Source organism: Parapedobacter sp. 2B3 (assembly GCF_041925275.1).
In the GTDB taxonomy this organism is placed as follows: Bacteria; Bacteroidota; Bacteroidia; order Sphingobacteriales; family Sphingobacteriaceae; genus Parapedobacter; species Parapedobacter pyrenivorans_A.
This window is the reverse complement of record NZ_JBHEUZ010000005.1, coordinates 58963-70289: the sequence shown is the minus strand read 5'-3', so window position 1 is coordinate 70289 and position 11327 is coordinate 58963. Positions and strand designations below refer to the sequence as shown.

Sequence of the window (11327 nt, the reverse complement as noted above, 5' to 3'; positions counted from 1 at the left end):
ACCTTTTTATCTTTGCTGCCATGAACGAAAAACTGTTAACCCGGAGCGGTGGTAAGTGCGAACTCTGCGGTAAGGATACGGACGTGGTGGTTTATGGCGTGCCACCGGATGGAAATGCTGAAAATGAGGTGGTGGTGTGCCAATCGCTGCTTGCGCAGATTGAAGGCCGGGAGCCGGTGAACCCCGACGAATGGCGCTTCCTGCCGGATGCCATGTGGAGCGAAGTGCCTGCCGTACAGGTGCTGGCCTGGCGGATGCTTAACCGCCTGAAGGGTGAAAGCTGGGCAGCCGATGCGATGGATATCCTTTACCTCGACGAGGAAACCCTGGCTTGGGCCGAGGCCGTTGCTGCCCCGGAAGAACCGGGCGAGGTGGTGCTTCACAAGGATGCCTTTGGCAACGTATTGCAAAATGGAGATTCCGTGGTGCTGACCAAAACGCTGGATGTAAAGGGCAGCAGCATCAGTGCCAAGCTAGGTACCGTGGTGCGGAACATCCGGCTGGTTGAGGATAACCCCGAACAGATCGAAGGGAGGGTAGACGGACAATTGATTGTGATCCTCACCAAGTACCTGCGTAAGCAGGGATAGGTGGCCTGTGCAGCACGCAGTAGGTATTTCCAACTGCGATAGCCACGATTCTATAAGACGGACCTTCGGTAAGTGTGCTGTTATCGAGACTTCCCATATCGAAATAATCATGCATTTGGCGGCTAGTCCTTACTAACAAAGCAGCGGGCGATGTAAATTGGTCTACCGCTTTTATGTGAAAAATGTTGCTGATTTCGGCATAGCTATCACTACCGATTTTCCGGTATATTTCAGCCTTAGCCTTTCGAAGAAAGGAAGAAAAGCTATTTTTGGAAAAAACGTGCCCGATGTTTCGCTGGATATGGCTTAATTGGCTGGGTTGGCTGGCCTCCGTAGGGTTGGCTCACGGACAGGCCCTCGATGCGCATGCGGACAGCCTGGAAAAGGCCTTGCGGATGGCCACGGACTATAACGCACAGGTCGAACTGCTTGGCGAACTGTCTGATTATTTCTCCTACCGCGACTCGGCGGCAGCTATGGGCTACGCGCTTCAGATTGGCGATTTGGCGCGTCAGCACAATGATCCACGTGGACAGGGAATAGGCCATTTCCGCGTTGGCGGCGTTTTTTACGAGCTTTTTCAGGTCGATTCGGCAATGGCTGCATATGAAAAGGCCAGCCGATTGCTAGAAAAAGACACCTCTTTTCTCGGGCAGCAGTACCTCGCCCGCACCTGGTACAATTATGGCGCACAATACCAACGCAAGGGCGACGAAGAGGCTTTTTTGGACCTTATCCTCAACAAATCCATCCCCATCTATGAGCGTATCGGCGATAGCCTGGGCATGGGTAAAAGCTTGCATAACATTGGCCTTATTTTCCAAAACAGTAAGGAACTTGATCGCGCCGTGTATTATCTCCAGAAAGCCATTGCTGCCTTGACGCCTTACCCCCGCACACCGGAGTTGGTGGATTCGTATAGTAAATTAGCCGAAGCGCTGATATACCTGTCGGAAACGCAAACGGTGAAAGCTGCAGAGGTGGAGCGCCAGCTGAACCGTGCGGATTCACTGCTGTCAAAGCACCCCGACAACTACTCGTACATCCTGTACCTCAATGCCCTCGGCATGTATGAAGAACGTTTCAACAAGCGTCTGGACAAAGCTCTTGAAGTATATCTCCGCGGAACAGCACTAGCCGACGAGTACGGGATGTATATGCTGAGCACGACGTTATTGAATCGTGCTTATTACATCTACGACAAGCAGGGTAAAAACCAGCTGGCCCTGAATACGGTGAAACGCATACTGGGCGATTACGATGGGTACCTCATGCCGAATGGCCGCAGTGTGCAGCTTCGTAACCTCGCGAATAGCCACGAGAAGCTGGGCAACATCCGCGAAGCCTACCGCGTACAAAAGCAATATATCCGGCTTTCCGACAGCATCCACAATGCAGAGATGGCGTTCAAGATCCATAGCCTAGAACAGCGGTTTGAGGCAAAAGAAAAGGAGGCCCAGATCATTCGGCTCAACCAGCAGATGCAAGCACAGGAAATGCAGGCGGAGCGCAATCGCCTGTTGACGGCATTGCTAGCTGGTGCGGTAGTGTTGGTGGCAGGTATCTCGTTTGCAGGGTACAATATTTTCAGGAAAAAGCAACTAATTGCCAAACAGCAGGCGGAGTTGCTGAAACAGCACATGGAAAAAATGGAGCAGGAGCAACATATCAGTGTTTTTTCTGCCATGCTGGAAGGTCAGGAGCAGGAGCGCAAGCGGCTGGCCATCGACCTTCACGACGGGCTTGGCGGTTCGCTGTCGAGCATCAAGATGAAGCTCTCTAAGGCCGTCCAATTGGCCAACGGGGCGGCGGGTAATGACCTGCCCGCCATCCTCCACCAGCTGGATGCCTCGGTAGATGACCTCCGCCGCATCGCGCGCAACCTGATGCCCGAAACGCTGCTCAAATATGGATTGGCAGTAGCGTTGCGCGACTTTTGTAAGAGCTTGGAACAGGAAGAAACATCCATTTCCTTCCAATCCTACGGCCTGAAGGACGACATCCCACGCGCCGTCCAGATCATGGTGTACCGCATCATACAGGAGTTGATTTCAAATGCGCTGAGGCATGCAAAGGCCACACATATATTGGCACAGTGCCTGCAAAGCGGCAACCAACTCTCCATCACCGTGGAAGACGACGGCGTAGGGATCGACGAAGCGAAGCACGGGCGCCCAGGGATGGGGTTGGCTAACGTGCGTAGCCGGGTGGCCTACCTCGGCGGCAGGCTGGATATCCATTCGGAGGCGGGTGTGGGCACCACTGTAAACATTGAACTGACTTATGCTACAGCAAAACAGCCCCATTGAGATGATGATCATCGATGACCACCCCATGGTTATCGAGGGGTTACGGTCACTGCTGGCCGACCAGGAGGGTATCCACATCGCGCAGGCACATACTCTTGGCGAAGCGGCTTTCCGGATACTGGGTGAACAACGGATAGATGTAGTCCTGTTAGACATCAACCTCCCCGACGTGAACGGCACCGATTTGTGTGCACGGATTACTTCTGCATTTCCGCAGGTCAGGGTGCTGGGCATAAGCACCTACAGCGAGGCGAGTCTCATCCACCGGATGATTCAAAATGGGGCGAAGGGTTACTTATTGAAGAACGCCTCCGCGGATGAATTGGTGCGGGCAGTCCAATTGGTGCATGGCGGCCAGGTATATTTCAGCCCGGAGGTACAGAAGATATTGGCCGAGTTTTCCATCCAGGAAAAGCCAAAGCTCACTCGTAGAGAGCAGGAGGTACTCCAGCTCATTGCCGCCGGAGTGACCACTCAACAAATTGCTGATCAATTGTTCCTTAGTCCGCTAACCATAGAGACCCATCGCCGCAATATCATGCAGAAGTTCGGAGTGAACAATGCACCCGCCATGATCCGCGCAGCGGTAGACCACAAGTATTTGTAATCAATCCCTTCCACCTTTTCCGCGCTCGGATTGGAATTCCTGGATTTTCGCTTTCAATTTTCCATTTTTCTTCAGCGTGGTAATCATACCCGAAATTTCCCCGGGGGTGTAGGCGTTCTTCTGTTTGCCCTTTTGTTCCGGAATAATCATACGAGCACCTTTGTTAGCCTGCTTCTGTATGCCACCAACAGCCTGTTGCTTGGAATTGCCGAATGCATCAGCGTAAATAACGCCTTCGCCGATGACTAAGGGCCAGCCGGATTCATCCGTCAGGAAGAAATAATTATTGGCCTCATCGGCTTCGGCCACAGTATCAAAGGCATCAGCGATGCAAACGAGGTAGTAAAATCCGCTTATGTTAGGCATGGTGTACGTCCAACGGACGCTTTCGCTATTGAAAAGCAGTTCGGCCACGCCTTGTTGCGGGGAGAGGTTGATGTGGTTCCACCAGTTGCCCGACTCGCCGTAGCCTCCGGTGGTCAGCTCGCCATTCTGGCCCAGGGTGCCGTATTGGTCGGTATATTCGTCGTACAGGATGATGCCAAAATCCTCGGCGTCGAAGGCATTGTAGTAAATGTAACAGATGTTCCAGCGCTGGCTTGCATTGACGGGGCTGCTGCCAATGTTGTATACGTTATAGTTCATCTGCCGACTGCGTTGGTTGGTCGATTCGGGGTTTTTGATGTCGGATACATTCCACGGAACGAGGTCATGCTCGCCGGTGGGGGCTACAGGCGGATCCACCGGGTCGAAGTCTTCGCTTTGGCCGTTGGTGGCCACAAAACCCATCATGCCGAATTCGGGGTTGGTCATAAACCGGTAATCCACCCAGATGAACCCCGTGTCGCCCCAGCTTCTTCCCCATGAATTGACCACGCGGAAAGCTCCGTTCGGGCCTTTGCTATCGTCATAGCCCACGATGACCATGGCATGGTACGCATGCATGCCCACGTTGTCGAACGTGGAATGGCTGGTGATGACCTGGTCGCCGCGCCAGGTCATGAAATTGTCGGCTAGCCGGGCACCAAACACCACGGGCCGGTTTTGCGAAAGATAGGTCTTGATTTCCGCAGTTTCCATGTTGATTTTCCGGAAATTGCTCAGCCGGTTGTTGGCCGCTTCCTGTGTGGCTGCGGCATCCGGTGCTTGTGTGCAATTGCCCAAGCCGGTGTAGGGTGCGGTGGCCAGGGTAGCAATACCACGGTCAATCATCTGCTGGAAAGCCGGTTCGAAGTTGGTGCCATTGCAGTTGGAGCCGCGTAAATTGGCCGGAATGGATAAGAACAGGTCCTTTGGACTGGCCTGCCGGCCATCGTCCGATAAATCGGCCGTTGTCCAATTATTGTCCATCGCATTGAGCATCGTTTTCAGGTTATAGCCGGCCGCCCACGTAACGCACGTGCCGTATTGTCCCTGGTCGCCGATTGGTGGAAGGCGGTCAACAATGGAATGGCTTGCCGGCAGGTTCGCATTGCCAAACCCGAGGAAGATGTTGGATGGGATTTCTTCGGCATTGTCTGTGCCCGACCAGCCAAATGCGTACTCGGTGTCTTCCGGATCAGGGTTGCCGTCATCCGGATTGTCCGGACTGTCTTTGGAGCAGGAAAGGAAGAGTAATGCGGCAACGCTCAACGTCGTTGTGGTTTTCAGGTGTGCAAGCCAATTGTGTTTCGTTTCCATGGTGTTTTTTTGATTATTGAGGATTCTTTTCGGGTTCGCCGCCATCGAAGCGGACGTTGCTCAAATCGATGCCCGCCCGGTAGTCTACTTCATCGAAGACCGGCTTAAATGAAAACCAGGCATTCTGGAAGTCGGCCGCTTGTTCAAACCGGGCTTTCGTCCATTCCGCACGGTAGCGGAAGATGGCACCGCTATAGTTCAACCGTCCGTGGAATTTTCCGTATTCGAAAAATGCCGACCTGCGGAATTGCGCCAGGCCAAAGTCGGCGTATCCCTGTATGTCTATTGCGGAGAATACCGCGTTTTGCCAGAAATCGGCCTGCTGTAAGGAAAATTGACCTAAGATATTCGCCTCCTTTCCCCAGAAAGTACCTTGAATGACTGCCTCCTGTGCATACAGGTCGCTACTGAAAACAGCTTTTTCCAGGCGGAGGTCGCCTCCCACACGCACAGCCTGGAGTTGCACCTGCTTGTCAAACAGGCTTTGGTTCAAATAGAGGTGATGCTGGAACGCCGCTCCACGAAAATCCACATCTGCTTGGAACCGGCAGTTGTTGAATGAAACGGACCCGAGGAAGCGTGTCGAAACAGCGGTATCGCCGTGATGGACAAACGCGACGACCCGTCCTTTGAACGTACAACGCTCAAAGTATAGCGGGACAGACGCCGTGCTGACGAAGTTGTTGGGTGTCAGCTGCGTTGTTTGCAGCGTGGTGAAATCGAGATCGCCCTCGATGGTTACGTCACGGTAAGCTACCGGCTCGCCATTGGCGATTGCGGAAATCAGTTGAGAAGCCGAAATGACATTATCTCCTTCGGCGTGTTGCGAGGAAGCACAGGAAACCACCAAAGTAAAGCATATCAACAGGATTATCGCACGGTCAATGAATGAATTGGAAAATGTCATATTATTATATAACTCGAATTGGATTTCTTGGCAATGGCTTGTTATTCCGTGTTTAATTGGTATAAGTACGACCTGACAAACGGAACACCTGCTTATCCTCGCCGTAGTAGCAGAAGAAAAAGCGTTTGGTATCGCCGTTGTTGAAATTGAGTGTAATCGTATAGCCATCCAATTCATACCGACCGGCCGAAGTTTGCCGCGAAAATGCGGAATGATCGCTGTTGGTGCCGCCTCCGAGTTTTTCGTTGGTAAACCAGCCATCCGGCGTGAAGGTCATGCTACTGTAGGAGATGACTCCCACCGTACCTCCAACAGCCAGGTTGCCCCCGCCGGAAATGGAACCAAAGGCACCACTCAGCGACTCACCCTTTTTCGCGGCGAACGCTTGCGCCCCCGGCCATTCCTTTTCCGAATCATCGCCATCCCGATTGGTGAGAATGACGTCACTGCCAGATCGTTTCCAGGTGCCCCAATTCACCGCCTGTTCGGTCGTCAAGGCATCCAGATTGAGTTCATTCACCGGTATCTTAGGTTCTTTCACATACCTGCCGTCCTTAAAAAACACATACGGATTATGTACGGGATAAACATACCCGCCATAGCCTGCTTCATAATCGAGCAACAGGGATATCCGTTCTACGTTGCTCCCCAGTCCCGGCGTAGCCGGGTCCTTTTCGCAGCTGCAGCTAAACATGGCAAACAGGGCGACACCCCAGGCAGCCCTAAACCGGGCGTTAACAAATCTGATGGATAAAGCTTTCATAACACCAAAGGTAGCCCGCCCGCCGACTGTGGTCAATCGCTGGATATGTGTATATTTTTATACCGGATTTCCAGTAGCTGTGTGCCAGCTGATAGCCACCAAAATCCTCTATTTCATCGCCAGTCTCATCTGCGCCAGCTTGCCGATTACCGGGTTTTATATCTGGTGGGGCAAACGGAAGAAGCGTCCGAGAGGAACCGGACAAAATGGTTGAATGGCAAGAAGCATTTGGCGCTATCTAATTTAGAAAAGTTTCAAATTAGATATTCCGGAAATCTATTTCCTAAATCGCGGGCATTGCCTATCGTTATTGCGTAGCTTTGGGGAGACAAATCGCAGTATCGCCATGGATGATTTTCTCGCGGCCCGTTCACAGATGGCCATGTCCCTGGGTTTCCATATCATTTTTGCATGCATCGGCATGGTGATGCCGTTTTTTATGTCCATTTCGCATTTCATTTACCTGAAAACGGGCAATGCGTTGTACAAAGGACTTACCAAAGCCTGGAGCCGGGGGGTAGCCATATTTTTTGCCACAGGCGCTGTGTCGGGAACGATGCTCTCTTTTGAGCTGGGGTTACTATGGCCGACCTTCATGGAGCATGCCGGCCCGATTTTCGGCATGCCATTTTCGCTGGAAGGCACCGCTTTTTTCATCGAGGCCATTGCGCTTGGATTTTTCCTGTATGGATGGGGGCGGTTTAACCGGTGGTTCCACTGGGCGACCGGTGTGGTGGTGGGCCTGAGTGGTATCGCTTCCGGTATCCTGGTGGTGGCCGCGAATGCGTGGATGAACAGTCCGGCAGGTTTTGACTATGTCGACGGGGAATACCTCAACATCGATCCCATTGCTGCGATGTTTAACGACGCATGGTTTTCACAGGCATTGCACATGGTGCTGGCTGCTTTTGTCGCCACGGGTTTCGCCGTTGCTGGCGTGCACGCCCTGATGCTGTTGAAAGGGAAAAACACATCGTTCCACCATGCGGCATTTCGTATTGCGGCACTTTCGGCATGTATCGCGGCATTATTGCAGCCCATCAGCGGAGATATTTCGGCGAAAGATGTGGCCAAGCGGCAGCCGGTGAAGCTGGCGGCAATGGAAGCACATTTTGACACCGAGCCGCGGGCACCGTTTATCGTAGGGGGCATCCCGGATGAGGCGAACGATACGGTGCGGTATGCGTTGAAAATACCGGGACTGCTGAGTTTTCTTACCCATGGTGATATCGACAAGCCGGTGATGGGGCTCAAGGATGTGCCGCGCGAGAACCGTCCGCCGGTGGCGGTGACGCACTATGCGTTTCAGCTTATGATCGGGTTGGGGATGCTGCTGGCGGCGCTGGCGGTCGTCTACCTGTATGGGTTGATCCGCAAACGGCCTTGGCTGTCCAGCCGTTGGCTACTGCGGCTATTTGTAATCGCTATTCCGATGGGGTATATCGCGCTGGAGGCCGGGTGGACCGTCACCGAAGTGGGCCGCCAGCCGTGGATTATCCATGAGGTGATGCGTACAGCCGACGCGGTGACGCCCATGCCCGGGATTGTCTATTCATTCTACCTGTTTACGGGGATTTTCATATCGCTTTCGCTGATTGTGATATTCTTGCTGTACCGGCAGATCAAGATGGTGGGGAGGTTGTATGATCCGACAGACCCCGAATACCAAATGAATCCATAACGACTATGCTGTATATCGTCATCGCTTACCTCTGGGCTTCCATCTGTCTGTATATCCTATTAGGTGGAGCTGATTTCGGTGCGGGCATCGTGGAGCTGGTGAGTAAACCCAAGCATCGCAAAACCGTTCGCAACATTATGTATGATGCCATTGGGCCGATCTGGGAGGCCAACCACATGTGGTTGATTATTGCCATTGTCATCCTTTTCGTCGGCTTTCCGGAAATCTACACCACCATGTCGGTTTACATGCACATTCCACTGGTGCTGATGCTGCTGGGCATCATCGCACGTGGCACAGCGTTTGCTTTCCGGCATTACGATGCGGTAACGGATGAGATGCAAACGGTCTATTCGCGCGTTTTTACACTATCAAGCCTTGTTACGCCGTTTTTTCTGGGCATCATTGCGGCAGCGACGGTTTCGCGGGCAATCGACACGGAAGCGACCGACTTCCTGTCGGCTTACGTATACAGCTGGCTGAACCCCTTTGGCGTGAGCGTAGGATTTTTCACGGTGGCCATATGTGGCTACCTCGCGGCGGTGTTTGCCGTGGGGCAAACGGCAGACGAGGGGCACCAGCGGATGCTGGTGCGGCTTGCGCGGGCATTCATTGCCATCGCGGTGGCATGCGGCGGAGCGGTTTTCGGCTCGGCTTATCACTCAGGTATCCCCCTTGTCGATTGGATTGTGGGAGACCTGTGGGGGCAACTGGCGGTACTGCTGGCTACGTTGTCGTTGGTCGCGTTATTTGTTGCGCTCAACAGGCGTTCCGTGCTATGGATGCGGCTGTTGGCCGGTTTTCAGGTGGTGATGATCCTTTTTGCCGCAACGTATCGCCACTACCCACACCTCGTCTTATTGAAGAACGGCGGAGACCTGTCGCTTACCGACCACCACGGGGGCCTGGCCAGTATCGATGCGCTGGGGTGGGCACTCGTGCTGGGTAGCATCTTCATCCTGCCAGCGCTGTTTTACCTCATGTACGCTTTCCGGGGAAACCGGAAATAGCTAGTAATGCGAACGGGAGCGGTAAGCCCAAACCCGCTCACGCAAAACAGCGTCGTCGGCCGCGCCGATTTCAAGATGAATCGGCACCATATAGAGGGGTATCCCCGCCCATAAACCCGAAATCGCCGGTTCCCGCAGTCGTTGTGCGTCTTTTTCCGTGGTAACCATCAGCTTATGTGGATTGCCTATTTCGCTGAAGCGGCGGATAACCTTTTGGATGTCGGCCGCGGAATAGTCGTGGTGGTCGGCATATCGGATGTGCACGATTTCCGACACTTGCGGCGATAGGTACTCATAAAGTGGCGTGGGGTTGGCAATCCCGGTAAGGAGCAGTACTGCGGTATCTTGATGCAAGGCACCCGCACTGGATTCATCCGCCAGTACCGGCGTAAGCGGCCCGTAACCAATGCCTGCGAACAATATGGGTATATCGCATGTGGTGGATAGCTGCTGGCGGATACGATTTTTTTCGGCCTCCGTGGTGCCGGTAGGTGTTTTGGTGACGACCATCACGTCGGCACGTCGGCGTTCCCTGAAAACGTCGCGATAGTTGCCGGCAGGCAGCAGCCACTTCGGCTTATCCATCGCATGGTAATCGAACAGCAGGATCGCAAATCCCGGCCGCAATGCCCGGTGTTGGTAGGCGTCATCGAGCACGATGGTATCGTGGCCGCTTTGGATCAACCGTGATACGCCGCGTACGCGGTCTTCATCTACGGCGACGGTAATTTCGGGGAACTTACGCTTGAACTGGAGGGGTTCGTCTCCCGCGCGGCGGGCGGTATCATCGGGCATCACTTCCAGAAATCCACGGGTTTGCCGCCCATAACCGCGGCTGAGCGTAGCCACGCGACCGTGCTGGGAAAGCAGGCGGACGAGGTACTCCGTCATCGGGCTTTTCCCGGTGCCGCCCACGGCGAGGTTGCCTACCACAATCACGGATCGGCTGAAAGCAACCGACCGCAGCCATCCCCAATCGTATAGCCGATTGCGGAGCCAAATCGCCAAGCCGTAGAGCAGCGAAAACGGCAGTAGGAGCGCCCTTAGATAAACCATTGCTGGCAAAAGTAATTCATTTTGCCTACATTCGTCGTCAAAAGCAGATGGATGTATTGGTCGTTGTAGCCACGGAAGCGGAGATTGGGCCGTTCCTCGAGTTGCCGCCTCCGCAACGGCAGGGGCTTACCACGCTGATTACGGGCGTGGGCATGGTCGCTACGGCGCTCGCACTGGGTGAACGGCTTGCCACCACCCGTTACGACCTGTTGCTCAACGTGGGCGTGGCGGGGAGCTTTGACCGTACCCTCTCGCTGGGTGAAGTGGTGTGGGTGGTGCAGGATACGTTTTCGGAGTTGGGAGTGGAAGATGGCGGCCGGTTCATCGATGGCCAAGCTGCGGGGCTGGCACCGTGTATGTTCTATAGCGGATATTCCCATTCGTCTGTCGACAGCCTACGCCAATGCAAGGGCATTACCGTGAATACGGTACACGGTAACGACCCCGCTATCAAAGCGGTTGTCGAACGCCTATCACCCGATATCGAAAGCATGGAGGGGGCGGCGGTATTCCAGGCAGCCCAGCATTTTGGCGTACCGGTGCTCCAAGTGCGCGCCATATCCAACTATGTGGAACGCCGCAACAGGGCCAACTGGCAACTTGCAGAGGCCATCGGAAACCTCAATTATTGGCTGGGAGACTTTGCACGTTATCTGCAATAGCCCAAATGCCCCTTAAACACAAAAATTTGACAGAAACGGGTTCAAAAATGTCGATTTTTTGT

11 protein-coding genes are annotated in these 11327 nt (G+C 53.8%); 7 read left to right on the top strand and 4 right to left on the bottom strand.

What is annotated here, in order from left to right; all coding sequences use genetic code 11:
- Positions 1-20: 20 nt before the first annotated feature.
- The 3 genes from ACEVG1_RS07560 (at position 21) to ACEVG1_RS07550 (ending at position 3506) form a co-directional block, all read left to right on the top strand.
- On the top strand, positions 21-590 hold the full coding sequence (locus ACEVG1_RS07560; protein ID WP_374743019.1) for a PhnA domain-containing protein: 570 nt from the start codon (positions 21-23) through the stop codon (positions 588-590).
- Positions 591-877: 287 nt separating this feature from the next.
- On the top strand, positions 878-2899 hold the full coding sequence (locus ACEVG1_RS07555) for an ATP-binding protein (protein ID WP_374743018.1): 2022 nt from the start codon (positions 878-880) through the stop codon (positions 2897-2899).
- The gene (locus tag ACEVG1_RS07550; RefSeq protein ID WP_374743017.1) at positions 2874-3506 is read left to right on the top strand and encodes a response regulator; all 633 of its coding nucleotides are present in this window, start codon (positions 2874-2876) and stop codon (positions 3504-3506) included. The genes ACEVG1_RS07555 and ACEVG1_RS07550 overlap by 26 nt, the downstream gene beginning before the upstream one ends.
- Here ACEVG1_RS07550 and ACEVG1_RS07545 read toward each other — a convergent pair whose 3' ends face one another.
- The 3 genes from ACEVG1_RS07545 to ACEVG1_RS07535 are packed head-to-tail and all read right to left on the bottom strand — an operon-like array spanning position 3507 to position 6856.
- Complete coding sequence (locus tag ACEVG1_RS07545; protein WP_374743016.1) at positions 3507-5186, bottom strand: C1 family peptidase; 1680 nt, start codon at positions 5184-5186, stop codon at positions 3507-3509.
- 13 nt (positions 5187-5199) lie between these two features.
- On the bottom strand, positions 5200-6093 hold the full coding sequence (locus tag ACEVG1_RS07540) for a pentapeptide repeat-containing protein (protein ID WP_374743014.1): 894 nt from the start codon (positions 6091-6093) through the stop codon (positions 5200-5202).
- Positions 6094-6145: 52 nt separating this feature from the next.
- The gene (locus ACEVG1_RS07535; RefSeq protein ID WP_374743013.1) at positions 6146-6856 is read right to left on the bottom strand and encodes a hypothetical protein; all 711 of its coding nucleotides are present in this window, start codon (positions 6854-6856) and stop codon (positions 6146-6148) included.
- On the opposite strand from ACEVG1_RS07535, the gene ACEVG1_RS07530 reads away from it, so the two are divergent.
- From ACEVG1_RS07530 to ACEVG1_RS07520, 3 genes are all read left to right on the top strand, one after another.
- Positions 6840-7070, top strand: coding sequence for a hypothetical protein (locus ACEVG1_RS07530; RefSeq protein WP_374743206.1), 231 nt, complete (start codon positions 6840-6842; stop codon positions 7068-7070). The two genes, ACEVG1_RS07535 and ACEVG1_RS07530, sit on opposite strands and share 17 nt — an antisense overlap.
- A 132-nt stretch (positions 7071-7202) precedes the next feature.
- Positions 7203-8537 carry a cytochrome ubiquinol oxidase subunit I gene (locus ACEVG1_RS07525; protein WP_374743012.1) on the top strand — a complete coding sequence of 445 codons (1335 nt, stop codon included), beginning with the start codon at positions 7203-7205 and terminating at the stop codon, positions 8535-8537.
- A 5-nt stretch (positions 8538-8542) separates the two neighbouring features.
- Positions 8543-9547 (top strand): cytochrome d ubiquinol oxidase subunit II, encoded by a 1005-nt coding sequence (locus ACEVG1_RS07520; RefSeq protein ID WP_374743011.1) that lies wholly within the window; start codon positions 8543-8545, stop codon positions 9545-9547.
- On the opposite strand, the gene lpxK is transcribed toward ACEVG1_RS07520, so the two are convergent.
- Entirely contained in the window at positions 9548-10603 is a 1056-nt protein-coding gene (lpxK, locus tag ACEVG1_RS07515; RefSeq protein ID WP_374743010.1) for a tetraacyldisaccharide 4'-kinase, read from the bottom strand.
- 47 nt (positions 10604-10650) lie between these two features.
- On the opposite strand from lpxK, the gene mqnB reads away from it, so the two are divergent.
- Positions 10651-11265: a futalosine hydrolase gene (mqnB, locus tag ACEVG1_RS07510; RefSeq protein ID WP_374743009.1), complete on the top strand. Its 615-nt coding sequence runs from the start codon at positions 10651-10653 to the stop codon at positions 11263-11265.
- The last annotated feature ends 62 nt before the right edge of the window (positions 11266-11327 follow it).